At 62.3% G+C, this 24,359-nt stretch carries 33 protein-coding genes and 1 tRNA gene; 17 read left to right on the forward strand and 17 right to left on the reverse strand.

Annotated features, from left to right (window positions below):
* Positions 1 to 86 precede the first annotated feature (86 nt).
* Positions 87 to 719, reverse strand: coding sequence for a cold-shock protein (locus QY049_RS03755; RefSeq protein WP_194476005.1), 633 nt, complete (start codon positions 717 to 719; stop codon positions 87 to 89).
* Positions 720 to 918: 199 nt separating this feature from the next.
* A complete protein-coding gene (locus QY049_RS03760; protein WP_301268965.1) occupies positions 919 to 1,680 on the reverse strand; it encodes an NAD-dependent protein deacetylase in 762 nt (253 codons plus the stop codon).
* A gap of 269 nt (positions 1,681 to 1,949) precedes the next feature.
* On the opposite strand from QY049_RS03760, the gene QY049_RS03765 reads away from it, so the two are divergent.
* From QY049_RS03765 to QY049_RS03780, 4 genes are all read left to right on the forward strand, one after another.
* Positions 1,950 to 2,114: a hypothetical protein gene (locus QY049_RS03765; protein ID WP_164933808.1), complete on the forward strand. Its 165-nt coding sequence runs from the start codon at positions 1,950 to 1,952 to the stop codon at positions 2,112 to 2,114.
* Between the two features lie 201 nt (positions 2,115 to 2,315).
* The gene (locus QY049_RS38945; protein WP_367401170.1) at positions 2,316 to 2,498 is read left to right on the forward strand and encodes a hypothetical protein; all 183 of its coding nucleotides are present in this window, start codon (positions 2,316 to 2,318) and stop codon (positions 2,496 to 2,498) included.
* 253 nt (positions 2,499 to 2,751) lie between these two features.
* On the forward strand, positions 2,752 to 2,982 hold the full coding sequence (locus QY049_RS03775) for a hypothetical protein (RefSeq protein WP_258761702.1): 231 nt from the start codon (positions 2,752 to 2,754) through the stop codon (positions 2,980 to 2,982).
* Between the two features lie 78 nt (positions 2,983 to 3,060).
* Entirely contained in the window at positions 3,061 to 3,186 is a 126-nt protein-coding gene (locus QY049_RS03780) for a hypothetical protein (protein WP_301268966.1), read from the forward strand.
* On the opposite strand, the gene QY049_RS03785 is transcribed toward QY049_RS03780, so the two are convergent.
* The 5 genes from QY049_RS03785 to QY049_RS03805 form a co-directional block, all read right to left on the reverse strand.
* Complete coding sequence (locus QY049_RS03785; protein ID WP_194476009.1) at positions 3,183 to 3,380, reverse strand: hypothetical protein; 198 nt, start codon at positions 3,378 to 3,380, stop codon at positions 3,183 to 3,185. The genes QY049_RS03780 and QY049_RS03785 overlap by 4 nt on opposite strands.
* Before the next feature lie 139 nt (positions 3,381 to 3,519).
* The gene (locus QY049_RS03790; RefSeq protein ID WP_301268967.1) at positions 3,520 to 3,870 is read right to left on the reverse strand and encodes a GrlR family regulatory protein; all 351 of its coding nucleotides are present in this window, start codon (positions 3,868 to 3,870) and stop codon (positions 3,520 to 3,522) included.
* 433 nt (positions 3,871 to 4,303) lie between these two features.
* Entirely contained in the window at positions 4,304 to 4,444 is a 141-nt protein-coding gene (locus QY049_RS03795) for a hypothetical protein (RefSeq protein WP_301268968.1), read from the reverse strand.
* Between the two features lie 492 nt (positions 4,445 to 4,936).
* Positions 4,937 to 5,233: an HU family DNA-binding protein gene (locus QY049_RS03800; protein ID WP_194476012.1), complete on the reverse strand. Its 297-nt coding sequence runs from the start codon at positions 5,231 to 5,233 to the stop codon at positions 4,937 to 4,939.
* Between the two features lie 153 nt (positions 5,234 to 5,386).
* Positions 5,387 to 6,211 carry a helix-turn-helix domain-containing protein gene (locus tag QY049_RS03805; protein WP_301268969.1) on the reverse strand — a complete coding sequence of 275 codons (825 nt, stop codon included), beginning with the start codon at positions 6,209 to 6,211 and terminating at the stop codon, positions 5,387 to 5,389.
* A 95-nt stretch (positions 6,212 to 6,306) separates the two neighbouring features.
* On the opposite strand from QY049_RS03805, the gene QY049_RS03810 reads away from it, so the two are divergent.
* Together QY049_RS03810 and QY049_RS03815 are read left to right on the forward strand one after the other, a co-directional pair.
* On the forward strand, positions 6,307 to 7,857 hold the full coding sequence (locus QY049_RS03810; protein ID WP_301268970.1) for a carboxylesterase/lipase family protein: 1,551 nt from the start codon (positions 6,307 to 6,309) through the stop codon (positions 7,855 to 7,857).
* Between the two features lie 158 nt (positions 7,858 to 8,015).
* Entirely contained in the window at positions 8,016 to 8,318 is a 303-nt protein-coding gene (locus QY049_RS03815; RefSeq protein ID WP_194476015.1) for a hypothetical protein, read from the forward strand.
* 664 nt (positions 8,319 to 8,982) lie between these two features.
* Here the strand turns inward: QY049_RS03815 and QY049_RS03820 are convergent.
* Positions 8,983 to 9,132, reverse strand: coding sequence for a hypothetical protein (locus QY049_RS03820; RefSeq protein WP_301268971.1), 150 nt, complete (start codon positions 9,130 to 9,132; stop codon positions 8,983 to 8,985).
* 105 nt (positions 9,133 to 9,237) lie between these two features.
* Here QY049_RS03820 and QY049_RS03825 point away from each other — a divergent pair, with 105 nt between their 5' ends.
* A complete protein-coding gene (locus tag QY049_RS03825) occupies positions 9,238 to 9,465 on the forward strand; it encodes a hypothetical protein (protein WP_301268972.1) in 228 nt (75 codons plus the stop codon).
* 141 nt (positions 9,466 to 9,606) lie between these two features.
* Here the strand turns inward: QY049_RS03825 and QY049_RS03830 are convergent, their stop codons facing one another.
* Entirely contained in the window at positions 9,607 to 9,870 is a 264-nt protein-coding gene (locus QY049_RS03830; RefSeq protein WP_301268973.1) for a hypothetical protein, read from the reverse strand.
* A gap of 371 nt (positions 9,871 to 10,241) precedes the next feature.
* On the opposite strand from QY049_RS03830, the gene QY049_RS03835 reads away from it, so the two are divergent.
* Positions 10,242 to 10,424 carry a hypothetical protein gene (locus tag QY049_RS03835; protein ID WP_194476018.1) on the forward strand — a complete coding sequence of 61 codons (183 nt, stop codon included), beginning with the start codon at positions 10,242 to 10,244 and terminating at the stop codon, positions 10,422 to 10,424.
* 755 nt (positions 10,425 to 11,179) lie between these two features.
* On the opposite strand, the gene QY049_RS03840 is transcribed toward QY049_RS03835, so the two are convergent.
* The 4 genes from QY049_RS03840 to QY049_RS03855 form a co-directional block, all read right to left on the reverse strand.
* A complete protein-coding gene (locus QY049_RS03840) occupies positions 11,180 to 11,479 on the reverse strand; it encodes a hypothetical protein (protein WP_301268974.1) in 300 nt (99 codons plus the stop codon).
* Between the two features lie 388 nt (positions 11,480 to 11,867).
* Complete coding sequence (locus QY049_RS03845) at positions 11,868 to 12,236, reverse strand: VOC family protein (protein ID WP_301268975.1); 369 nt, start codon at positions 12,234 to 12,236, stop codon at positions 11,868 to 11,870.
* Positions 12,237 to 12,314: 78 nt separating this feature from the next.
* Positions 12,315 to 13,553: an RNA polymerase sigma factor gene (locus QY049_RS03850; protein ID WP_301268976.1), complete on the reverse strand. Its 1,239-nt coding sequence runs from the start codon at positions 13,551 to 13,553 to the stop codon at positions 12,315 to 12,317.
* Complete coding sequence (locus QY049_RS03855; protein WP_194476022.1) at positions 13,550 to 13,912, reverse strand: YciI family protein; 363 nt, start codon at positions 13,910 to 13,912, stop codon at positions 13,550 to 13,552. The genes QY049_RS03850 and QY049_RS03855 overlap by 4 nt, the downstream gene beginning before the upstream one ends.
* Before the next feature lie 236 nt (positions 13,913 to 14,148).
* Between QY049_RS03855 and QY049_RS03860 the strand changes: the two genes are divergently transcribed.
* Together QY049_RS03860 and QY049_RS03865 are read left to right on the forward strand one after the other, a co-directional pair.
* Positions 14,149 to 14,799: a glutathione S-transferase family protein gene (locus QY049_RS03860; RefSeq protein WP_301268977.1), complete on the forward strand. Its 651-nt coding sequence runs from the start codon at positions 14,149 to 14,151 to the stop codon at positions 14,797 to 14,799.
* A 104-nt stretch (positions 14,800 to 14,903) separates the two neighbouring features.
* Positions 14,904 to 16,205 (forward strand): hypothetical protein, encoded by a 1,302-nt coding sequence (locus QY049_RS03865; protein ID WP_301268978.1) that lies wholly within the window; start codon positions 14,904 to 14,906, stop codon positions 16,203 to 16,205.
* A gap of 112 nt (positions 16,206 to 16,317) precedes the next feature.
* Here the strand turns inward: QY049_RS03865 and QY049_RS03870 are convergent, their stop codons facing one another.
* Entirely contained in the window at positions 16,318 to 16,953 is a 636-nt protein-coding gene (locus QY049_RS03870; RefSeq protein ID WP_301268979.1) for a LysE family translocator, read from the reverse strand.
* A 295-nt stretch (positions 16,954 to 17,248) separates the two neighbouring features.
* On the opposite strand from QY049_RS03870, the gene QY049_RS03875 reads away from it, so the two are divergent.
* Both QY049_RS03875 and QY049_RS03880 read left to right on the forward strand, forming a co-directional pair.
* Positions 17,249 to 17,701: a VOC family protein gene (locus tag QY049_RS03875; RefSeq protein ID WP_301268980.1), complete on the forward strand. Its 453-nt coding sequence runs from the start codon at positions 17,249 to 17,251 to the stop codon at positions 17,699 to 17,701.
* A 314-nt stretch (positions 17,702 to 18,015) separates the two neighbouring features.
* Positions 18,016 to 18,654 carry a glutathione S-transferase family protein gene (locus QY049_RS03880; protein ID WP_194476027.1) on the forward strand — a complete coding sequence of 213 codons (639 nt, stop codon included), beginning with the start codon at positions 18,016 to 18,018 and terminating at the stop codon, positions 18,652 to 18,654.
* 168 nt (positions 18,655 to 18,822) lie between these two features.
* On the opposite strand, the gene QY049_RS03885 is transcribed toward QY049_RS03880, so the two are convergent.
* Positions 18,823 to 19,056 (reverse strand): hypothetical protein, encoded by a 234-nt coding sequence (locus tag QY049_RS03885; RefSeq protein ID WP_301268981.1) that lies wholly within the window; start codon positions 19,054 to 19,056, stop codon positions 18,823 to 18,825.
* A 53-nt stretch (positions 19,057 to 19,109) separates the two neighbouring features.
* Complete coding sequence (locus QY049_RS03890) at positions 19,110 to 19,364, reverse strand: PilZ domain-containing protein (protein WP_194476029.1); 255 nt, start codon at positions 19,362 to 19,364, stop codon at positions 19,110 to 19,112.
* Positions 19,365 to 19,591: 227 nt separating this feature from the next.
* Here QY049_RS03890 and QY049_RS03895 point away from each other — a divergent pair.
* Positions 19,592 to 19,666, forward strand: a tRNA-Glu gene (locus QY049_RS03895).
* Between the two features lie 120 nt (positions 19,667 to 19,786).
* A complete protein-coding gene (locus tag QY049_RS03900) occupies positions 19,787 to 21,118 on the forward strand; it encodes a hypothetical protein (protein WP_301268982.1) in 1,332 nt (443 codons plus the stop codon).
* Here the strand turns inward: QY049_RS03900 and QY049_RS03905 are convergent.
* Positions 21,106 to 21,468 carry a hypothetical protein gene (locus tag QY049_RS03905; protein ID WP_301268983.1) on the reverse strand — a complete coding sequence of 121 codons (363 nt, stop codon included), beginning with the start codon at positions 21,466 to 21,468 and terminating at the stop codon, positions 21,106 to 21,108. The genes QY049_RS03900 and QY049_RS03905 overlap by 13 nt on opposite strands.
* Positions 21,469 to 21,727: 259 nt before the next feature.
* Here QY049_RS03905 and QY049_RS03910 point away from each other — a divergent pair, with 259 nt between their 5' ends.
* From QY049_RS03910 to QY049_RS03920, 3 genes are all read left to right on the forward strand, one after another.
* Positions 21,728 to 22,684: a hypothetical protein gene (locus tag QY049_RS03910; RefSeq protein ID WP_301268984.1), complete on the forward strand. Its 957-nt coding sequence runs from the start codon at positions 21,728 to 21,730 to the stop codon at positions 22,682 to 22,684.
* A gap of 639 nt (positions 22,685 to 23,323) precedes the next feature.
* On the forward strand, positions 23,324 to 23,965 hold the full coding sequence (locus QY049_RS03915) for a hypothetical protein (protein ID WP_367401171.1): 642 nt from the start codon (positions 23,324 to 23,326) through the stop codon (positions 23,963 to 23,965).
* Between the two features lie 71 nt (positions 23,966 to 24,036).
* Positions 24,037 to 24,333 (forward strand): hypothetical protein, encoded by a 297-nt coding sequence (locus tag QY049_RS03920; protein ID WP_301268985.1) that lies wholly within the window; start codon positions 24,037 to 24,039, stop codon positions 24,331 to 24,333.
* The last annotated feature ends 26 nt before the right edge of the window (positions 24,334 to 24,359 follow it).

Genomic DNA, 24,359 nt, shown 5'->3' on the forward strand with positions numbered 1-24,359 from the left:
TCCTTACGCGGCCACCGTCCCAAAAGCCAGAAGCGCGCCGGCCGGGGCCGCGCGCTTCTGCTCACGAATGCGGGAATTTGAAGCCGCTAATGCGACTGGAGGCCCGGCGATCCAGTCTCGGGATGGATCTCGGCCGCCATCATGCCCTTGGAGCCCGGCCCGAAGCGGACCAGCACGTACTGGCCCGGCCGCAGCTCGGTCATGCCGAAACGACGCAGCGTCTCCATGTGAACGAAGATGTCGGGGGTGCCCTCCCCGCAAGTCAGGAAGCCAAAGCCGCGCAGACGATTGAACCATTTGACCTGGGCCCGCTCGAGGCCGCTGGTCGCGGTCACCGTGACGTGGGTGCGCGGCGGCAGCATCTGCGCGGGATGGATCGCGGTCGACTCGTCCATCGAGACCACGCGGAAGGCCTGGTAGCCCTTGGCGCGCTGGATGCACTCGACGACGATGCGGGCGCCCTCGTAGGCGGTCTGGAAGCCGTCGCGCCTAAGCACGGTAACGTGCAGGAGCACGTCGGCCCAGCCATTGTCGGGAACGATGAAGCCGTAGCCCTTTGAGGCGTCGAACCATTTGATGACGCCATGAACCTCGACGAGGTTGGCGCTGCCCTCACCTAACCCGGTGAAGGGACTGAGTGCGCTGTCGCGACCGGCGCCGTGCTCGGCTGACGCCGGAACTCCCAGCTTCTTGGACTCAAATCCGTCCGACGACCCCATAACCCCGGACCCCACACATTTCATGCAACCCGCCACATTGGCGGCGCTCGAATCACGCGTCTTAAGAGAATCTTCTCACTTCGACGCGACGCGAATCTTTCGACTCAAAAGATAACACTCCCGGTTGCGAGGCATAGACAAAAAAGAGATTCGCCGGAACCTATGAACAGCTTGCACAGCCGCGAATCAAAATAACGCCTCAATTGCCGACGAACGGCCCGAGCGTTTCGCCGATGTCGTGGTGGATGACGAGGTCGGCGATGTCGTCCTGCTCGGTCGGCTCGCGATTGATGATCACCAAACGTGCACCGGCGTTCTTCGCCATCATCGGAAAACCCGCCGCCGGCCACACCACCAGCGAGGAACCGATGGCGATGAAGAGATCGCAGGCCTGCGACAGCTCGGTCGCACGTTGCATTTCGTCCTCGGGCATCGCCTGACCGAATGAGATCGTTGCGGTTTTCACCGGCTCGTCGCATGCGGTGCAGTTGGGCGCGGCGCCGTCGGCGTCGAAACGGCGCTTCACCCAGTCGAGCTGATAGGCCTGCCCACATCCGATGCAGCGCGCGTAAGTGGTATTGCCGTGAAGTTCAATCACGCGATCGGCGGCGAAGCCCGAGGCCTGGTGCAGATTGTCGATGTTCTGGGTGATGACCGCGGGGATCTTGCCGGCACGATGAAGCGAGGCAAGCGCGCGATGGCCGCGTCCGGGCCTGGCTGCAGCGAACACCTCCTCCATCGCAAAACGCCGCCGCCAGGATTCGTCGCGCGCCGACTGGCTCGCGACGAACTCGTCGAACTGGATCGGGCGGTTGCGAGTCCAAATTCCGCCCGGCGAGCGGAAGTCGGGAATGCCGCATTCGGTCGAGATGCCGGCGCCGGTGAACGGCACGATAATCTTCGCGCGCGCGATCATGTCGCCGAGCCGTTCGACGCCGCTCTGAAGGTCTTCTGCAATCACGCGCCGCCTCCCGATTCAATCTCGCGCTAGCCGCATCATGCGCAAGCGACAAGATTGTTGACGCTCTTATCCACCGCCGCGCAAGTCGTCGACGACATCAGCGCGGCAATTTTTTCCGACCATCGCTTATCACAATCCTGCAATGCCGCCTCCCCATTGACGCCCCAATCAGAAGCGCCAATGCATGTGTTGACGCGACTCAACGTGATTGCGGCGGCAGTGCTTGAGTTCAGAAGTGCACACATACTCAAGTGGAGTGGGGATTTGACATGACCGAAGACGAACAACGCAAGATCCGCGAACGCGAAGAGATCGCCGCCCGTGTCGCCGCCTTCCGTGCCACGCAGGAAAAATTCAAGCGCGAGCGCGAAGAGTATTTTGTCTCGACGCTCGAGAACGCCCGCAAGGTTGAACGGCCCTCGCTGTGGCCTTGAGAGATCGCGCAGCAATTTGCGCAAACGAAAAAAGCCCGGAGCGTCGCTCCGGGCTTTTCGATTCCTCAACCGTTACCAGTGACGGTAGTAACGGTGATGTCGATAATACGGCCTGCCGTAATAGGCGTACGGGCCGGGACCGTAGTAAGCCGGGCCGCCATAATAGGCGTAGCCCGGGCCGTAATAGCCATAGCCGTACGGATGGGACGCGGCGACCGCGCCAGCGGTGATCGCACCAGCGGCCAGACCGAACGCCAGACCCGGGCCGATGCCGCGCGCCTGCGCAGGCGCCGGTGCCGCAACCGCGGTCACGCCGACGGCGGCGACGGTCGCAAGAACAGCGAGTGTCTTCTTCATGATCTCCTCCTTCGCATCTCGGCATGACAACGCCGATCGGGCGCGATGGTTCGCGTCTGTCGGAACCGAGCGGCGCAGAAAAAATCTCGCAGCGCAGGGAACAATGTCCGCAAGCGCGGATTGAACCTGCAAGTGCGGGAGCCTTCGCCATCCGGGTTGAGGCGACAGCACGAAGACCCCGTCAGCATCTCCGCGGTGCTGGCGGGGTTTTCAGTTTCAAACGAGAAAATGGCAGCAGAGATCAATTGCTGCCAACGGGGCGGAGGTCGAGGAGGAGAGATTGCCGATATCCGCTCTGCTGTCCCGCATTCGAAGGCTCGTTCCCAACACCAACGCACGGCACTATGACGAGATCGTCCGCAATTTCGGTGTCGGCGCGCTGCGTCCGCCGCCGACGCCGATGAGCGACGGCGAGCTCGCCCGCGCCATCGCCGAGTTCCTCAAGGATGCGCCCACGACGGAATCGGTCGCGGCGCTGGGCCGGCGGCTCGATCCCACCTCGCCGCTCTGAGGCGGCGTTTGCTTTGCAAGCCCGGAACAAGTGTCTCCCGCGCACGTTGAGGTGATCTTCCGCACGAGGAGGCTCGCCATGCCCGCCTGGCTCGAGATATTGCTCAATCTGTCCGGCTATGCCGGCTTCGTCGCGCTTGCGAGCAGCGGCGTCGCGTGCCGGCAGGACACCGCCGACGACGAGGTCTATCGCGGCAAGCGCTAGTTGGCGTGCAGCGGCTGGCCCGCGGTGCGCACGAGCCGGTCGGCCTTGACCGCGACGCGCGAGTCGCCGAGCTGCGGCCGCAGCGAAACGCTGATGGTCACAAAGGCGAGACAGAACAGCGTGCCGACGACGGCGACGCGGCGATAGGTCTGGCGATCGCCCTGATAAAATGACGGCTCAGAAAACGGGGTCATGGCAATAGTCGGTTTTCTTGTTGTCTTTGCCAGACACCTATCTCAACCCGCGGCAAGCGCAACGCGATTGGACTCTTAACCTAACCGAATAGGGTTATCGCGCTTCCCGCAAGTTTTCGTTAGGAGATTGCGACGCGCCTCAGATCTCGGCCAGCCACTTCAGCGTCGCTTGAAAACCGAGGCTGCGATGACCGGCGACCAGCACGGTGCCGTAGACCTCGGCCCCCTCCTCGCTGAACGTGCCGGAAAAACCGCTGGTCGCCTCGCTGCCTGCGAACAGCGGCCTCACGAGCGGATCGGCGAACGGTGAATGCTGGTTGGTGGCGAGCTCGCCCTTCCAGGTGCCGTTGCCGAACGTGTAGGTGCCGCGCGACCAGAAGTAGGGTCCGCCGCCGAGCAGCACGCCATCGCGCAGGATCAACACGCCGCTGTCGCGGCCCTTCACGCCGTCGAGCATGTGGATGTGGACCGAGTAAAGCCCGTTCTTCATGGATGCGCCCGCCGTCCCCTGGTGACGATAGCGCGGGGCATGGGAAGCGTCGAGGCAGCAACCAGCTTTGTTCCGGCTTCGCTACCATTTCGTTCTCGGAGAACGAATCGGAATCGACGAAATCGGTGCGACGCAATTCTTAAACATTCGTTTGCACGCAAACGAGCGACGCTCCACGGCAAGCGAAAGATCGCACCATCACGTCGCACATCGTTCGCGGCGGCCGCGACGATGACACGGTGATTCAAGGCATCGCGCCGACCCGTTTCGCTACAGGTCGCAAGCACGACTGCGAACACGCGCGACTTGTTCTGCAAACGACTCCATTTCGTTCCCGAAGAACGAATCGGAGTCGCGCAAATCAGCGCGACACGATTCCTAACGATCGATGAAGCGACGCGCCGTCACCTCGCGCGCGCGTCCGCGACGACGCTCAGGCCGCCGCCCGCCTGGCGTCACCCTTCTCCGAGAAGCATTCCAGGATCTGGATGCGGAGCTCTTCCGCGGCCGGGCCCTCGACCTTCCTGAGCTGGTTCCAGAGCCGGATCACTTCGCGCTGCTTCTCTGGCGTCATGAGTCATCTCCAAAGCTGATGACTCAACTAGAACAAAGGAAGAACAAAAAGTCCAGCCCTTGCCCCAGATTTCTGTGCAAGCCACGTTGAACCTTTTCGCCGCCCCGTAGACGTACGGATGCTGGGGATTTCAGCGCCCAGTTAACATGACAGCGCCGCGATGGACGAATATATTCCGTCACCGCGGCGCTGTTGCTTTTTGGATTTTCAACCTTAAGTTAGAGGCACTGCTGGCGGCCAGGCGCTGAAATCCCAACGCCGTCAGCAAGAGAGCCCCGTGCGCAAGCGCGGGGTTTTTCTTTTTGCGAATGCGGCTGACGCCTTGCGCGTCCTGCGCTGAACTTTTTCAGCGCTCGCGCGTCTAATTCAATGAAGCTTCCCCCAGGCTTCACCCCATCAGAAAACCCCGCTCCCCCCAAGCGGGGTTTTCCTCTTTTTGCTGCACACATTGCCTGCGCGCCCTTCGGGCCACGCCGCGATGCGGTGGCCAGATCAGACGGCGTCCTTGGCGACCTTCAGCGGCGAGGCCTTGACCGACTTGCTCGCCGGCTTCGCCGCGAACTGCATCGGCTCCTTGGTGAAGGGATTGACGCCCATGCGGGCTTCGGTCGCGGGCTTGTTGACGACGGACATCTTCACGAAACCGGGAATGACGAACTCGCCGGCCTCGTTGAGCTCCTTGTAGCCGACCGTCGCCATGTACTCAATGACCGACTTCACGTCGTTCTTCGCGAGCTGCGTGCCCTCGGCAATCGCATCGATCAATTGAGTCTTGGTCATCTTCGCCATGTCTGGATTCCTCTGAATTGGGTGCGCGCAAGCTGCGATGGTGCTATGTCCGGGAAGCGGTAAAACTGCGCGGGCGGCGCGTCTGCTCATGCCTGTCGGCCACGAAGCAGCCGGGCTTAGAACCTATCGAGGCCGAAAACGCAAGCAGCAGTTCTACGTGAGTTCCGTGATGTTTCCGTCGGGCAATGGCGTCCGGGCAACACCGGCGAGATATTTCGCGGGCGGCTTGCCCAGCGCCTTTCTGAACATCGTGATGAAGGCCGTGACGGATTCATAGCCGAGGTCCGCCGAGACCTGCTGCACGCTCGCGCCCGCAGCGAGCTCGCGGATCGCGACGATCAGATGCAGTTGCTGACGCCAGCGCCCGAACGTCAGCCCCGTCTGCTTCGCAACGAGACGCGCAAGACTGCTCTGGCTGAGTGCGACGTGATCGGCCCATTCCGCCAGGGTGCGGCGGTCGGCGGGATTGTCCGCCAGGCTTGCGGCGATGCGCTTCAACCGCGGCTCGGTCGAGAGCGGCAGATGCAATTGCTGCACGGGCATGCGCGGCAACTCGCCGAGCAGCACGCCGATCAGGCGCTCCCGCCTCGCCTCGTCGTGCTGCGCGCCGTCGGACAGCTCGACGATCAGTTCGCGCAGCAAGGGCGAGATCGAAATGGTGCAGCAGCGATCCGGAAGGTCGACCAGCTCGGCCTCGATGTAGACGAAGAACAATCGCGCATTGGCGGTGGCGCGATTGCTGTGCGCCATGCGGCTCGGAATCCAGACCGCACAATGCGGCGGCACCATCCACAGGCCGTCAGGCACACGACAGGTGACGCCGCCGCCGAGCGACACCACGAGCTGTCCCTTGCGATGGCGGTGGTCGGGCACCTCGCCCCTGGTCCCGTCGGCATCGACGCGCACGGCAATGACGGGCGCGGACCGGTCGTCCACATCCAGGTCGAGCCAGGGATAGCTGAGTTTTTGCCTAACCATTGACGATTTTTAGCGATTGATTGGAATTATATATAAATTCATCCAGCCGCAAAGCCGTTAGTTCTGAGGTCGCCCCGAATTGAGGAGAAGCGACCGTGCATGGCGCGATGATCACGAAATCCACCCCGCCGGGCCGAACCGTTCGCACGCGAGCCGGCCAGGTGCGCGGCGCGCCACGCGACGCAAACGGCGTGCTCGCGTTCAAGGGCATCCCCTACGCAGCGCCTCCCGTCGGATCGCTACGGTGGCGCTCGCCGCAGCCGCCGACGCCATGGAGCGGCGTACGCGATGCGCAGGCCTTCGGCGCGGCGTCTCTCTCGTCACTCGAAGACGATCCGCGGCCCGGGCCGCGCAATGAGGATTGCCTCACGCTCAATGTCTGGACCGCCGCGCAAGAGGCGGACGAGAAGCGGCCGGTGATGGTCTGGATCCACGGCGGCGGCTTTCAGTTCGGCTCCTCCGCCAATCCCGCCACCGATGGTGCGCTGCTGGCGGCGAAGGGTGTCGTCGTCGTCAGCTTCAACTATCGCCTGGGCGTCCTGGGCTTCCTCGCCCATCCCGAGCTCGACGCGGAAGCCCCGTCAGGCAACTACGGCCTGCTGGATCAGCTCGCCGCGCTCCGCTGGGTGGAGGCCAACATTGCAGCCTTCGGCGGCGACGGCGACAACGTCACCCTGTTCGGCGAATCCGCCGGCGCGATGGCCGTCGGCATCCTGATGGCATCGCCGCTCGCGCACGGGCTGTTCCACAAAGCCATTTGCGAAAGCGGCGCCTTCTGGGACGGCCGGCACGGACCGCTGCAAGGTTTCGACGAAGCCCGCGCGCGAGGCACAGCGTTCGTCCGCAACTACGGCAGCGGATCGATCGCGGCCTTGCGCGCGGTGCCGGCCGAACAGTTGAACGCAGCCGCGCCGTGGAGTTTTGCGCAAGATCACGTCACGCAGGCGTTCTCGCCGAGCATCGATCGTCATGTGGTGCCGGATGTGCCCGCGCGGCGCTTCCAGCGCGGCGAGCAGATGCACATTCCCCTGCTGTCGGGGTGGAACAGCGCGGAGGAATTCCCCTTCATGCGGCTAGCGCTTCTCCATCACCAGCCGCAGGCCTTTCGCACGGCCACGGGGGCGATGTTCGGCAAGCACCGTGTCGCCGATGTCCGGACACTCTACCCCGCCGACACCGACGCACAGGCCAAGGCCTCCGCCGCGGCGCTCACGGGCGACATGGTGGTCGGCGAGCAGTGCTGGCAGGCGCTTCGCCTGCATCGCAGCAGCACGCGCGCGCCCGTCTATGGCTACCACTTCGTCTACACCTCGCCGTACACGCCGATCGCCTCGCACGTCACCGAGATCCCCTTCGTGTTCGGCACCCTGACACCGCAGCGGGTGATCGGCAGCACGGCGCCGCCCGCCGAAGCCGACCGTGCGCTGTCACAGACCATGATGAGCTATTGGGTCAACTTCGCGACATCAGGCGATCCCAACGGACCGGGCCTGCCCGACTGGCCGGCCTATGACGAGACCGACATCGTGCAGATCCTGGGCGCCCCGATCGAAGCCCGCCCCAATCCGCATGCGAAGCGCTTCCGCTTCCTCGGCAGCTTCAGGGAGGACGGGGCTCTTCCGATGCGCTGGCGCGACATCGCCTAGCGACCGCAGCGCAGGAAACCTCCGCTTGCCCCCGGCGGAGTTGTCCACACCATGCGTCACCTCGTCGTGAAACTTTCGATCCGAACGATGTTGTTCAGACTCTGGTAACCCAACGCCGCCACTCTCAATTCCAGTCTTGTTGCGTTGGAGTACCTACAGTGCTGAATTTTGATGAGCTGCGTGAACTCGCAGCCGATGTCCGCGTGTTTGTCGATGTCGCCGAAGACAAGGCCGCGGCGCTCAGATCCGTCATCGACGCCTACGACGTCGTGCTGGCGATCTTCCCGTCCGGAGACGGCATGGGCCTCCATGTGATCAAGGGCAAGGCGATCCTGGACCAGATCGCGACGTCCCGCTCGCACGCGGCCTACAGCCACACGGCCATCGCGGTTCCCGATCTCGAGCATGCCGAAGTGCTGAAATACCTGACCGCGCCGACCGACCAGCGGATTGCGGCATAAGCGGATCATCGACAGGCCTCGTGCGGACGGAACTCCCGGCTCTGCCGCGTTTGGGGCCCAGCCCCGTTGAACCGGCTGAGCCCGATGGCGTTGTCGAAAGCACTGCCGGGTGACAACCGGACGCAATGGGGATGTCGGACGCGGAGCATTTTTCCGGTTTCTGCCCGCGACATCAACGTATCGGTACGCGCTGACGACTGACCTGTTCCCGGCAGCTGCACCTTCTTGGTTGCGACGTCGCAAATGACGGCGCCACTGCACGGTGTCACTATGATTCCGATGGCGCCGTGCCGATCGGCATGATCTGCATCAAAGACCTGCAACCAACGCGCGCATATATTGCGAAGCACGTGAGCCTCCTTCGCGGGACATGCACATGCTTCCTGACCCTGCCTGCCGGTACTCCGTGTGTGTTCATGCGACCGGGCTCTTCGTCATCGAGGAGACCCACGCCGACGGAACGTCGGAGCAGCTGGTCGGGAGCTTCCACAGCCGACGTGCTGCGGAATCCTGGATTGCAAGGCAATCCCAGCATCCAGGCAGCCAATCAGCCAGATGTTACTAGCAACGGCGCGGACGCACCGAACGATTTGACGATGGCGGTCTCGACCGCGCCGAGGATCACGTCGAAGACAGGGCAGAGCAAGGCGTCAAGCATCGCCGCTCATCCTGCCTCGCCATGCTTCATGCCGCTTGCCGGCTCTGCCGGTCCTGACGGTTGAATGCAGCGGCGCTGCCAACGCACGAGGCGCGACTTGATGTCGACCACGAACTCGCCGGGCACCACCGCCATTTGCTGTGTGACGACGATCACGGCGGCCCGGACGCGCCTCGCGTACTCCTGACATCACAGGTGCAAGGGGAACACTCCCCGTCGACGGCGGAATGGTCCGCCGTCCGATCTCAACAGGAGCAGACCATGCAGAGCAGTGAACACAAGAACTCGGGAATGATCGAGCTGACGGATGCCGAGCTCGATTCGATCGTCGGCGGCAACTGGCTGGGCGACGCCTTCCGCGCCATCGGCAACGCCATCGTCCACGCCGTCGAGTGGGTCGGCGGTGTCATCGCCGGCGCCTTGCAGGGCCCGGGCAATCTGCGCGGCCCGTTCGGGCCGGGGAGTGGACCGGGCCAGCCTCCCTTCTGATATCGTCTTCCCGGACGTCATCGCGAAATCCGGAGGCCGCCTCGGTTGGCGGCCTCTTCGATTCATGAACCGTTTGTCCAGATGCTTGCACCGTCGCAAGAACGGAAGATCGCGCATCCGCCGGCAGCGGCTTGCCTCCCGCTACCAATCATCTGCGGCGTCCCTGGTCGCGAAGTGGCATCCAAAGGCCACCATGGCGAGCGTGAACGACGCGCCAAGCAGAATTCGCAGGGTCAATCCCATGTCCTCGCTGACGTAACGGACGTCGTGCCGTTGGACGTAGCGTTCAGGATGGTTCGCATCAGGCTCTCGAGGAGAGATCGTCGTGAGCGCAAGCCACGCGAAGGTCCCGCAAAGCGCGGCTACCCGCGCAATCTTTCCGAGGCTTCGTACCCAGCGCTTCATGCCGCTCTCGTCATGAGAACCGAGGAGACCAGAAACCGGGCGGCCAGCGCGATCTCGAGATTCGTCTTCAGCTCTGAACCATGCAGCTTAGTCGCGCGGCCTCGCCGGCGGTTCAGGTGCCGCACTCCGCAGCCAGGAAGGCCTCTCAGATGCGATAGCTCCGGCATGTGCTGCCGATAAACTGGATTTACTGACGGTAAACGCGAATTTAATGGCGGTAGAAACACGGAGGTTCCCTGGCTTTGAGGGAACAAACTACCGCTGGGAACCAGGAAATACCGCACTGCAGCGCGACCGTTAAGCAACAATCTAACGTCGCCTTTACCGGAGCCAGCCTAGCAGTAAAGCTGACGCTGAGGCTGGAGGAACGCATGTCCATTGATCGCACGAGTGCTCGAGCACTGGTTGAAGCCGGCTATATGCCGCTTTCGGAGTACGTCAGACTTTTCGGCGAGACCGACACCGCACCGGACATCGTCCCGTCGGTCGACGCCGGCGCGCGCGAAGGCTCGAGCCAGGAAGCCGACGCCGCTGCGCTCAAGCCTGAAGTTTGATGCGCGGTCCCTGAGAGCGGACGGCCCGCCAAGAAGCGGTGGATGGATTGACGTACGTTGACTGTGCATTGAATTCATTCGCCGGCAATCTTGCGACCATGCGGCTTCAGTCCATGCTTGGGGACGGAGCGAATGCTCTTTCACCTTGGCTGTTTTTGTCTTCTGCTGAGCCGAAGCAGCGCGCCCTGGACCAGACAATCACCCACTCAGGAAAGCGCGGGACGATCTCCGGCCGAAACGGGGAGCGGAGCGGTCGTTCGCTCACCTGCTCCTCTCAGATGAGAAAAAGGCCTCGGCTTTCACCGAAGCCCTGCGCTCGTCCGGTCTTGCTTCACCGACCCATGCACTTGTCCCAAGCCCTGCGCTGAGCCTTGGTGGTTTGTCCGGCCTGCCATTGCGCGAACGTGAACCCGGCCTGCCGTTGACACTCGCTTGCGGTCTTGCCGCTGGCGCCAGCGTCGGGCCTGGTGCCGCCGGCCGCACGGGCGGCTTCGCAATTGCCTGCATTGCGCAAACTCTGGCAGGTCGAATTGTGGTTGCACACCATCCCGCCACAGCCCGCGGCGAAGGCTTCAGATGCGAGAACACAGATTGCCAGTACCGCACATAATGTCGACTTCATAACTCTCCCCCAGGTTGCAATGGGGTACAATACCCACCCGACAAAATTGGACAAGGCCGGTTGGAGTGAGCATCAAGAATGAAATAAAGAGGGGAGCTACGAATTACGTAACGGGTCATGCCCGCTCGTCGCCTCACTGCGGCTGTGCCGTTCTCCGCAACCCGAGCATGAGCAATACGGCGGCCAGGATGATGGCCAGGCCGATGAATACGAATGCGCCTGTTATCATGGCCTCCTTCCAGGGCGCCGCTTCGTGCTCCGCCGCCGTGATCGGCGAGAGCGCGGCAGTCCCAAGCACGGCGGCCGACGTCGTGACGATCCAATTGCCGTATGTTCCGATCAGCAGCGCCCAATAGGCCACGGCTTTCGTTCGTACCGATAATCTGACCTCGTTCCAGATGGCGCCGACCGCCAGCAGGAACGTGCCGTTCATCACGCCCTCCAAGTGGGCGGCCAATCCCATCCTCACATTGGTGAAATGCTGCTCGACCAGCCCCGTCAGCAATCCTATCAAGAACAAGGCCGCGCCATGCCATAGGAGCCCTCGCTTCTCATCCGCCATAAGCTTGCCCTCCAGGTGCGGCGCGTTGAATCGCCGTACTCTATGTCAAGCCGTAGCAAACGGCACCCCGTCCGGTCGTTCGAACCTTAGAGCTGCAATTGCAGTGACGGTGCAGGCCAGTGCACCAATTCCATTTCCCGGTCGCTCTCCGCGGGCTTCAGTCCTGCTCGGGGACTGCGTCCATTGAGTGCACCGTCACCGTACTTCCGACGAACGGCCCAGAGCAGATATTACCCTGGGCCGGAGTCTGGATCCGAATTCAGCCGCTCACATGGCCCTTGGGAGGCTCGACCATGTTGATGCGGTTGCCCTCAGCGTCAAATATCTGAGCCACGGCTCCAAACTTTCCTTCCATCTTGTTGACGAGTTGCAAGCCGAGGCTCGCCAGCCGTGCGTTCTCAACTTCGAGCACGGGAGTGACGATCGTCACGATCCCCCTGCCGGCGCGTTCGTCATCCTTCCAGACCTGCAGGCCGGCCGCGCCCATGTTGCGCCACTGGGCCATGCCCGGCATCGGCTGGTCGTCGGCCGGACGCCCCATGAGCTTTTCATACCAGACGAGAGCTTCGTCGAAGTTGGAAACGGTAGCGCAAGCGTAAATGCCTTGTACGGTCATCCTGGTCGTCATGATCGTTCTCCTGGGTTGGACAGATGGATGTCGTCCAGGAGGTCTCGATTTCGACAGGCGGCGCGAAAACATTCGCGATTAGCTCAAAATTCTTGAGCGCCGTTCTTCGAGATAGCGTCGCTCCCCCTCCGACCAGCACAATCCGACGGCTATGGTGAAAGCTTCCACCGCCTCCGCCCGCTTGCCGAGATCGGCACAAATCTGCGCACGGGCCGCCCAATAGGGCAAATAGTCGGCCATCCTGATATCGCCGGCAAGGGCGTCGATGTCGGCAAGAGCCGCGTCCGTGTGCCCCATCCGTGCAAGAGCCACGGAGCGGTTGAGCGTCACGACCGGCGATGGAGCGATCCTTTCCAGCACATCATAGAGGGAAACCACAGCCTGCCAGTTCGACACGCCGCTCAAACAGCGCGCGACATGGGCGGACTGGATCGCTGCTTCGATCTGATAACGACCGGTGGGACCGTTTGCGTTGGCCTCACGCAACAGCCCCTCCGCCATTTGCAATTGCGCGCGATCCCAAAGTCCGACGTCTTGCTCGTCCAGTGGCACGAATCCACCGTCGGGGTCCTGGCGAGATGAACGTCGCGCTTCTGCATAAAACATCAGCGCAAGCAGGCCTTTCGCCTCCGGTTCTTGCGGAAGCAGGGATACGACCACGCGTGCAAGCCAGATTGCCTCGTGTCCAAGGGCTTTCGCCCTATCAATCTCCATCCACCCGTTCGTGTAGGCGGCATAGATGGACGCCAGCACTGGCGGCAGGCGCGTCGGCAGTTCCTCCCTTTCAGGCACGAGGAATGGAATTTTTTCGTCCCTGATCCTCGCCTTGGCTCTCACGAGCCTCTGGCCCATGGTCTTTGGGGAAACGAGAAATCGTGCGCTGATATCCATCGCCGTCAGGCCGAGCACGGTTTGGAGCATCAGGGGCGTTCGCGCCGCCGCATCGATGCTGGGATGCGCACAAGCAAACATGAGTGCCAGTCGTCTATCTGGAATCCCTTCATCCAGACCCGTTGCCGCAGAGAGCTCGTCGGCAACGAGATCGAGATGATCTGCACTCTTTTCCCTGACCTTCTCCTTGCGCCAATCGTCGAGCCTGCGCCTTCGCGCGATGGTCAGCATCCAGGCATCGGGGTTATCAGGCACGCCGGTATCAGGCCATTTCTCGAGTGCCGCCAGGAATGCTTCCGCGAGTGCATCCTCCGCAGATGCCAGATCACCTGAGCGCCCGCCAAGATAAGCGACCAGGCGACCATAGCTCTCGCGCGCGACCTTCTCCGCAACGGATCGCGCGAGGGCGGACTGCGAAACCGTCATCCCGCATATTCCGATCGATCCCTGATGCGGCGTACCTCGACCGAGCCCCATGTCGCGGCGGGACAGCGTGCCGCCCATTTGTTGGCTTCGTCGATATCGGCAACGTCTATGATGAAATAGCCGCCCAACTGTTCGCGAGCATCGGCATAGGGGCCGTCCAGAACACTGATTTCACCGTCCTTGACGCGCACGATGCTTGCCTCTGAGGAGCTGACCAGGGCGTCCGTTGAAATGAATACCGCGGCCTTCTCCAGAGCCTGTTGATAGGCATACATTTGGCCCATGAAACGCGCCATATCCTGCGGTGCTACAGCTCTTCCTGCAGCTTCGTCAGCGTGGAGCATGAGCATGTAACGCATGTAATCCTGTCCTCGATGAAAGCCTGCAGCATTTAAGGTGACGGTGCAACAAACTCGACCATCGTTGCCTGGCAGATTCCGTCAACGCCTCAGGTCGGCAGTTGAGTGCACCATCACCGTAATTCCAATCACCGCAATTCCGGGCAACAAGAAAAATTGCGCCAAGATGTCGGGAGCGGCTGGGGTCGTTCGTCCTCTGGCCGCCTAGCCTCCTCTTCCCGTCCCCGGAGCCTTCCATGCCCCCGACCATCACCGCCTTCGCAAACGCGCCGGACCGCGGCCGCGGACTGGCCCGCGACATGGGGGTGCGATGGGCGCTCGAGGAGGTTGGACAGCCCTACGATGTCCGTCTGCTCTCGTTCAGCGAGATGAAGCAGGCTTCGCATCGCGCGCTGCATCCCTTCGGACAGATCCCGACCTATGAGGACGGCGGCGTCGTGCTGTTCGAGTCCGGCGCGATCGTGCTCCACATCGCCGAGCGCCATGCCGGATTGTTGCCGGACGAACCCGAAGGCCGGGCGTGCGCGATCGCGTGGATGTTCGCCGCGCTCAGCTCCTTGGAGCCACCGGTCCTCGACCTGACAATCGCAGTGATCGTGGAGCGCAACGAGGCCTGGTACGAGCAGCGACTGCCGCGCGTGAAGGACCGCATCCGGGAGCGCTTGCGGGATTTGTCCGTCCGTCTCGGCAATGCGGATTGGCTCGATGGCGCCTTCAGCGCCGGCGACCTCATGATGATCACGGTGCTGCGGCGGTTGAAGGCATCCGGCCTGCTGGACGAATATCCAAACCTCCCGGCTTATGTAGCCCGCGGCGAAACGCGGCCGGCGTTCCGGCGCGCCTTCGATGCGCAAATGGCGGTGTTCGCCGCGGCGTCGCGCAACTGAACGCGCGCCGATCGCGCGCTCCAGAAACGTCAGTGGCTATTGCTGTTACTGAGCTGTCATTATCCGATGCTAGCGCTGCGCCTCGTTTCAAAAGGAGCCCGCTGATGCGCCTCATGCTTCCCGTCGTCGCCGCTGCCGTGCTGGCGACCTCCGCCCCGGCTTTGGCCGTCGACCAGACCGTGCCTGGTGCCGGCAACGCCGCGGCGGGCGAGCTCGCCGCCCGTTCGCCGCTGGTGAAATCTGCGCTGGCCCGCATCGAGCAGGTCATCGCCAGCATCGACGACGCCAGGCTGAAGGCCGCCACCCATGACGCCCTGTTCAACCCGAACACCTGTGTCGCCCATCGCGCCAACCTCACCGCTTCGGACAAGGACAAGATCGTCGCCGAGCTCGTCAGCCTCGGCCTGATCAACGAAGCCGACGGCAAGGCTTTTCCGGGCGGCGCGGTGACAGGCGTGTTTCCGCCGCTGCGCGACGACGGCACCGCCTGCCCGCACCTGCCGATGGCCTGGGGTGCCGCGCCCGGCAGCGGATTCACCGGCCACCACTCCTATCCCGGCGGCCTGCCGGTGCATGAATCGTTCAACCTGTCGAGCGCCATCAGCTTCAGCGAGAACTACCGCCTCAACGTCGGCCTGACTGGCGAGGACGGTCTGCCGCGGGTGGCGCCGCTGCCGCCGAACGGTTCGCTCGACGCGGTCAACCACTCCGATCTCGTCATCAACAACGACGCAATCATCGCAGCCCCGATGTGGCACGACTGGGCCAAGCCGATCGTGTTCCAGTGGAATGCCGACGGCAGCGAGTTCGCCGAGTTCAACTTCGGCGGCAACGGCGAGACCGATGCTGATGGCGCCAAGGGCGACAGCCGCACCGGCGGCCATCACATTCTCGGCGTCGCCGAATCCATGGCGCGCGACCTGCCCGCGCCGTTCATCGTGATCCAGGCCTCGGCCCACAGCGCGCCGACGCTCGGCCACGAGTACATGGTGGTGAACTGGCTGCGCGCCGCGGCGATCATCGCCCATGTCGACCCGATCGCGCGCGGCTATCTGGTGAAGGATGCGAGCGGCCATCTCCGCCTGCCGCCGGCGCGCACCACCGACAACATCGACTTCCTCGCTGCCAAGCTCGGCAACCTCTCGGCCGAGACCGTGATCCACAATCTGTCGGATGCTGACTACATCTTCGCGGGACCTGCGGTGACGGCGGCGGTGGCGATCCTCGCCAAGCTCGCGCCCGACTACGGCTTCGACCCTGCGGATGCGGCGAAGTTCAACAACGGCTTCCGCAACCCGGCCCTGTCATATCTCAGCGCCGAGCGGATTCTGATCCGCTACAACCACGACGGCCTTGCCGGCGTGCGGCACGACCTCGATGCGCTGAAGAAGGCGAAGGCGATTTGAGGCAGGCAATCGCACGAAATGGCGTGGTGCGCGCTTTCCTTGCGGCCAATATAGGGGCCTGCCGCCGTAATTCGGCGGCGCCATCCGCGGGAATTCACGAAGCTGGCACCATTCACCGCTGCTCTGTGGCGATGCGCAAACCCAGAGCAATCAGGACAACTCCCGTCACGCCCTCCACGAGGCGACGCACGGTAGGCCGTTGAAGTGCATTCCGCACCTTGTGGATAGCTGCGGCATAAAATGCGAGCCACAGGAAGGTCATGCCTGCAAAGACAATTCCAAGAGCGAGCAGTGCCGCAAAGGTCGATCCGCCTGTCGGCACGAACTGAGGAAGCAGGCTCGTGAAGAAAACAGCCATCTTGGGATTGCCGAGATCGCTGATGAGCCCCTGCCTGAAAGCGACCCAAGGGCTTACGCGACCATGCGCGTAGTTCCCCACCGCGATCCCCGAACCCTGCTCCGGCGGCCGAAGGGCTTCGTATAGCGCGAGGACGCCTAGATAGATAAGGTAAGCGGCGCCCAGATACTTGATGGCAAGAAACAGCGGCGCCGAGGCCACCAGGAGAGCAGCAAGGCCGACGCTGGTCGCCAGGGCCCAGACTGTCTGACCAACCGCTATGCCAGCCGCCGTGCAGATTCCGCCCGTCCGCCCGGCCAAAAGGGTGCTGCGGATGGTCGTGGCCGTGTCAGGCCCCGGCGTGACAATCACAACAATCGATGTCCCGATGAATGCAAGGAAGAATAACATATTCCGCTGCTCCTCCACGTTCCCGTCGATACACTGCCGAGGTCTTGGCTCGGCCCGGTGCACCCCAATGGAGATCATAAAATACGGTGACAGTGATTGCGGTCATTGTGCACTCCACTCGCTCACGTGTCGCTGGACTTAAGTGCATCGTCACTATGCTTGATTGATGTAGCCATTGGCCTTCATTTCACGCACACGTTTCCCCCGCCCCCTGCCCCTCCCGCCACTTTCCTGCTATCTCTCCCCCGCCGTTCCGGCCCAAACCAAAACCCCACCGTCCAAGGGAGCAACAACCATGCGTTATCTCCACACCATGCTGCGCGTGCGCAATCTCGATGTCGCGCTGAAGTTCTACCAGGATGCGCTGGGGCTCAAGGAGGTGCGGCGGATCGAGAACGACAAGGGGCGCTTCACGCTCGTGTTCCTGTGCTCGGCTGACGATCTCGAGGCGCTGAAGAAGCAGCCGCAGACGCGCGGTGCGCCGCTGGTCGAGCTTACCTGGAACTGGGACGAGGAGAAGTACGGCGAGGACCGCTTCTTCGGCCACCTCGCCTACGAGGTCGACGACATCTACGCCACCTGCGAGAAGCTGATGAAGGCCGGCGTCACCATCAACCGGCCCCCGCGCGACGGCAACATGGCCTTCGTCCGCTCGCCCGATTTGCACTCGATCGAGCTGCTGCAGAAGGGCGAGCCGAAGGCGCCGGCCGAGCCTTGGGCTTCGATGCCGAATACCGGCCATTGGTAGGCGCTATCTGCAGGAACCACCGCCGCTCCCCCGCGTTCACCCCAGGACAATACTGGAGGAGGACGCGATGGGACGCGGAATTTTGTTGTGGCTGCTGGGCGTGCCGATCCCGGTGATCATTCTGTTGTGGCTGTTCTTCGGCCATTGATATCAGCGCAAACGCATCTTGGGTTTGTCGCGACCGGTTGCTCTGCAATGAAAGCTCCGCTCCCAGAGCGGAGCTTTTTGCATGAGTGGCTGGCGGCAATCGGCATCGCTGCTTGCGCGAAATTCCGCTATCACGCGCGGGAAATGAACGCCGCGGGAGACGCTCGATGCCTGACACACAGCTGACGATCTGGGGCCGCGCCAATTCGGTCAACGTGCAGAAGGTGCTGTGGTGCCTCACCGAGCTTGCGCTGCCCTATCAGCGCATCGACGCCGGCATGCAATACGGCAAGACCCGCGAGGCCGACTATCTCGCGATGAACCCGAATGCGCGGATCCCGACGCTGGTCGAGGGCGACTACGTGCTGTGGGAGTCCAATTCGATCATGCGCTATCTCTGCATGGCGCATGGGCGCGGCACGCCGATCTATCCGGAGGCGCCGAAGCGCAGAGCCAGTGTCGACCGCTGGCTCGACTGGACGCTGGCGATGGTACAGCCGGTGGACCGCCCGGTGTTCTGGGGCATCGTGCGCACGCCACCCGCCGAGCGCGACATGATCAAGGTGCAGCAGGATGCCGATGCCGCCGCCGAAGTCTGGGCGATCGCCGACCGCCTGCTCGCGACGCGGCCGTTCATGGAGGGCGACGCGTTCACGCTCGCCGATATCGCCATCGGCGCCTATGCGCGGCGCTGGCTCGGCGTCGAGGGGATCACCCGGCCGGCGCAGCCGCACCTGACGAGGTGGCTCGCCGAGCTCGGCCGGCGGCCCGGATTTGCCCAGCACGTGGCCCCGCCGATGTCCTGAGCCGCTGAAGCGGCTCAAGGTGTGGTGCGGACGTGATGAATCGCGCTTGCCGCGCAAACGCGCCGCGCGCGCCGGCTACTGTGCATGGGGTTGTTTTCGCGTTTTGGTTCGGGCGGCCTGGTCCAGTGCATGCGACGCTCGACCAGCACGACGACGATCGGCGCCAGCTCAGCGGCCGGTCACGGCGTCGATCCGGACCGTGCCGCCGATCTTCACGCAGGTGCCCTCGACCATCGCAAAACCCCGACCATAGGAGGCGCAGCCATTGGGCCTGGCGGCGGCGCCCTTCAGCGGCAGCGTCTTGCCGGACTTCGGCTGCTCGGCCGGCGGCAGGCGCAGGGTTTCGGCCCCGGCTGCGGCGGTCAGTGCGAGTGAGGCGAGAACGAGAACGGCGGCGCGCATGGGCCGCCTTGTAGCCCGGACCGGCGGCAGGCGCCATCCGGGCCGGCTTGGGCTCAGAGGAACCGGACCCCGGCCGACTTGCCGCGGCGCCAGACCACCTGGCAGCTCCGCCCGGTCCGGGCGTCGCGTGCGAAGGCCATGCGGATCACGCCCGGCAGCTGGCTCGCATCCTCGTCCATGGTGATCCTGGCGCCCGAGGCCGAGATATCCTGGACCAGGCAATGCCGCGCCGCGAATCCGCCCTCGAGCGTGATCCAGGCATGCTGCGACAGCAGTTTGCGGGCTGCGCGCTTCTTGGGCTGTGGCATCGGCGAAAAATCTCCCGCCCCAGCGCTAGCCCAGGGAACCCTAAAAAACCGTTGAAATCGCAGCCCTGATGATCCCGGGTCAGGCTATCCACCGGGCCCAAAAGAGCGTTCCGGAACGGCTTGCCCACCGGCGCAAAGGCCACTATACGTTCGCCCGCTGCAAGCCGCCGGGCACGACTCGGACCGGCCAGCGGGCCCGTCGCCACATGCTGTCAGGCCCTGCGTTTGCTCCCTTCGTCTATCGGTTAGGACGCCACCCTTTCACGGTGGAGAGAGCGGTTCGATTCCGCTAGGGAGCGCCAAAGCACCCCAAGCAAAACAATCGCAAATTCAGATACTTACCGACCACGACTGGCATTTTCGACCCTTCGACGCTATCTAAACGATGACACATCGCGTAGACACATCGAAGTCGAACAGCAATGCAACGACCCGACTATCTGATTAAGCGAAACGGCTTCTGGCAGTATCGCCGGAGAGTGCCCAAAGCGTACCAAGGGCTCGGCGGCAAGCGCGCCAAATTCGTCGTCATCTCCACCAAGATCAAGGTTGCCGACGACCACACCGGCACCAAGGCTGCACGAGTGGCCGCGCGCATCAATGAGCAGACGGAAGCGCACTGGCGGAGCCTCGCGTCCGGCACACCCGCGAAGCAGCGCTATCAGGATGCCGTCACCCTCGCCCGCGCCCATGGGCTCGACTACGTATCTCCCGCCGAAGCTGTGAAGGCCGAGATCAGCGAGTTGCTCGCCCGCATCGAGACCTTGAAGGTCGGTGAACGTAGGGCTGATCCGGCCGTCGTGGATGCCGTGCTCGGTGGTGTCGAGAAGCCTCGGATCATGTTGAGCGATCTGTTCGCCGAATTCGAGCAGACGCAGCGAACAGCAATCTCGAAAATGTCCACCGATCAGTTGCGCAAGTGGCGTGCTGCAAAGCAGAACGCGGTCGCCAAGCTCATCGAGAAGCGTGGCAACAAAGCCCTGCAAGACCTTACCCGCACTGATGCCGTGGCATATGCCGACTTTTGGGAAGGCCGCACGATCGCCGAAGGCATCTCCGCCTCGTCGGCAAACAAGAACATCAGCCACATCGGTGGCATGATCAAAGCCGTGAACAAGCGACTACAACTCGGGCTCGACAACGTGTTCGCAGGCACCCGTCTCGATGGCGGCAGAGATGGCAAGCGCTCTCCGTTCACCGTGCAGCATATCCGGGAGCGCATCCTTGCGCCCGGCGCACTCGACGGGCTCAACGATGAAGCTCGCGACGTGATCTATGTCGTGATGGAGACAGGTGCCCGCCCCTCTGAGATCGTGAACCTCAGCAAGTCCCGTATCCATCTCGACTGCGACGTGCCGTATATCCGCATTCAGGCCGAAGGCCGCTTGCTCAAGACCGAGCACAGCGAACGTGATATTCCGCTCGTCGGCCTAGCGCACGAAGCGATGAAGCGGCACCGCAACGGCTTCCCCCGCTATCACGACAAGGGCTCAAACCTCAGCGCAACGCTCATGAAGCACTTCAAGGCGCGCGGCTTGCTGCCGACGCCAAGGCATTCGATTTACTCCCTACGTCACGCTTTCAAGGATCGTCTCAAGGCCGCTGAGTGTCCTGAGGAGATGATTGACGAGTTGATGGGGCACAGCACCGGCAAGCCGCGCTATGGCGACGGCTACGGGCTCGCCCTCAAATCGAAATATCTCAATGCAATCGCGTTGACGCCAGCGGCGGAAGATCAGGCTCAAGCAGCCTGATCGCGTCGCTTAGCAAGGCGACGACGAGCACGCTCCATCACGTCATCAGTCGAGCGCAGAGCGGCGATCTCGCGCTCCAGCCTCTCAACGTATGGCCCGAACTGTGGACGGTTGTGCATCACCATGCACTCAGAGATCAGATCGAGCGCGGCTTCCAGCCGCTGGATGGTCACGTGATCGCTCACGTCGCATCGCAGCCATAGCCCGCCAGTGTCACCGTCCCATTGATTTGATCTAGGCTTCAACCGGAAACTGACGACTGGCATCGCCTTGTTGTCCACCACAAGCCGCAACCACGCCGCGCTCTGATGGGCAGCGTAAGACGCAGGCGATGGGATGGCTTGGTTCATATGGATTGGCTCTCTGGCATTCGTCGTTTCTAGAACAGGTGCTTCGCAGCCCCCGACATAGGTCAATGGGCTCGCACGTCAACCACGATGGCGAGAGATCGCAATCCCATCACGCTTATCCCCAACAGTTGAGACGTGAAAATCGAGGCCGAGCGCATATGTCGCCGCAAGCTATTCACCCCTGAGACGAAAAAAGAGCCGGCCCCAGAATTGCTGCCTGTGGGACCGGCTTCGAGACGATAAGGAACAAAGATCAGATATGACCGCATCATCCGCTTCGCAAGCTCCACACGAATACCTTGGGTCATTTGACGAAGCCAACGAGGCTTTCGCCGTCGCAATCCGCGAGGAAGCTGAGCGCGAGAACTTCACAAACGAGGAACCCGATCTCACCAGCAACGCCGCGATGCGCGCCCGATGCATATTGTCCGAGATGCGGCGGCTATTCGAACATCTCGGTTGGAAATTCTTACCCCAGACCGATAGAGGTCTTTGCATTCTTAGGCTCGGCGCTGACTTGGCGTGGCTTGCAGGCCCGTCAAACCCGGAGCTCTCGGTGCGGCGGTGGTGCCGTAGATACGGTCAAGCATTCGGCCCCAAGTTGGATATGATCGTCGCCGCGACCGAGACTTCCAACAAGCTGTGGACTACCGATCAGATCGCTACGGTGCTGGGGGTAACAGCCGATGACCGTGCGGCCATGGGCTTTCGCCAGATCGGCGCATGCGACGATCCTAGTTACGAGAAGCGCGCCAAGATCAAGGCCGAGAAGGACGCCGAACGGCATCGGCGGCGTCGTGCAGCGAGGAGCACCGGTCGCAAGCCGGGGCGTCCTGCGCTGAAACTGTCGCAGGAGGAGAAGCTGAAACGCAGCAATTCTCTAGCCGCTGAGCGAATGAGGCGCATGAGGCAGAGACGCAAAGCGTTACGCAAAACTCCGTCCGTTTTCTTCTTTTATAATAAGCTCGTGGACGCGATTAAGCGTAACGCACTCGTGTGGCGTCGTCACGGTGTATCCACAGGGCGGGCGCGCAAGCGCCCCGCCCCACATGTCGTGGAAACGTTCCATCGGATTGCATCCCCGCCTCTCATTAGAGGCGCAGTTTCTTCGGCTGCGCTACGCCGTGAGGTGAAGCCCTTCGATCCGTGGCTCCATCGTTCGCGTCTTTCATCTGATGCCATCGGCTCCATCAAGCTCAAGAGATCGAGGCAATGATCAAGATGATGTCCGGCTGACCGACTAGCGAAATCGCCAAGCTGGCGAGTGCATCAAGTCGGAGACCAGCGATTGGCATTCGCGCACGAGATGCGATTTGAATGCCCCGTTCGCGAATGGCGACGTGCCGACTTCGCGAGGCTCTTTGCCGATCAAGGCAAAAGAGCAACTCTGGCGGCGGTGGATCGACGTGCCGTTCGATTTAGAGGATTGAAGCGACGAAACCGCAGTGCTATCGTGCAGGTAGCATCATTCCTCCTAGGTCTGATGTGGGCGGGCGATCAGGCTTACGGACTACCGCCTGTCATTTGCTAACTGGAAATTCTTAGCCCTAAGAGGCCCCGCCTCCGGCCGCATTTCAAAAGTCGGCTGGGCAATGTTTGTTGTGATGCATTTTCCCTCCGTTCTTCCCATGACTCGGAGGCGGGATTTTTCTGTCCGATAATTTAACACATTGCGATTTTCGAGATGTCTATTCTCCTAGACCGCGCTGCTCGCAGTGTCATTGAACATCATTCGAGTTCATGGCGAGACTGCCGCAGCTTCGTCGTCACGATCTTTTGCGCGACTTGCATCGCTCAATTCGCAAGCTCTGCATGGGCTCAATGCACAGCTCGTGACATTTTGCAGAGACAACTGATGCATGGCGGCAACGCACAATCAGTCGCTCCGCCCCAGCCATTGATTGAGTCCGCCCATGAGGTCCCGACGTGGAGGACGATTGAACTGGGCAACTTTGCCGATCCTGTTGCGCTTCGGAATAAGCTCGACGCGATGGGTTGCGGGGTGGGCGGAGAGGCTGCGGAAGTACTAGCTCGACCAGCCTTCACTGTCAGTCCTAGCAGGCAAGCCGTTGAGCTTGTCGTCGTATCGCCAACCCAGCTTGGGTTCACGTCCGAGACTGTGACATTGGCTGCGGCCTATAAGCGCGCTCGACAACTCGGATTTGAACTTGCTGCGGCGGAGGTCGGTCCGCAACTGCGAATTCAATATTTGGACCAGCCTTTGGGTGAGTTTCTCATCATCGGAATGGAAGCGATTAGAACGTGGGAGGGCGAACCGACTATTCTCAACGTGGCCAACGGCGGAGCCGGATTGATCTTAATAGGCCAAGACGGCAGAGCAGATGCGGAAGTTCCTGTATCGTCTCGTTTCGTTTTCGCGCAGCCTCCCCGACAGGTACCCGGCAGCCAGCAGACCAGCCGCATCGCAAATGGCGTGACAAGGACGGAGCGTAACGCGCGGCCTGCCGATCAGCATCGTGGCTCCAACTCACACTAGGCCGCGACGGGCGCGATGATCATTTGATAGTGGTGGGTCGCAATCAGTCACAGCGTCCACCGGAGCAGAAATTGAGCACGACGACCTACATCGAGCGTAAGCATGCGATGCAGGCTGCTTTCGTCGTCTACCATCGCGATCACGGACGAAGCTGCTCGGTATGGATGGTGCCCGGTACGCACGTTGAACAGCCCGGCAAGCCGTATCGATCGGCAGCACTCGAAGCGGCCGACACGTTCTCGGCCGAACGCCAGCATGAACGCCAGATGGAAGCGCGACGTGATCGTGCGATGAAGCGCATCGATCGGGGTCGAACCGCGACGTATGTGCCGCGCTACCGCAGCGGTGAGCACTCTCACGGTCGGTGATGCTCGGGCAAAATCAGTACACCGTA

This window comes from Bradyrhizobium sp. WYCCWR 13022 (assembly GCF_030435535.1).
Taxonomy (GTDB): Bacteria; Pseudomonadota; Alphaproteobacteria; order Rhizobiales; family Xanthobacteraceae; genus Bradyrhizobium.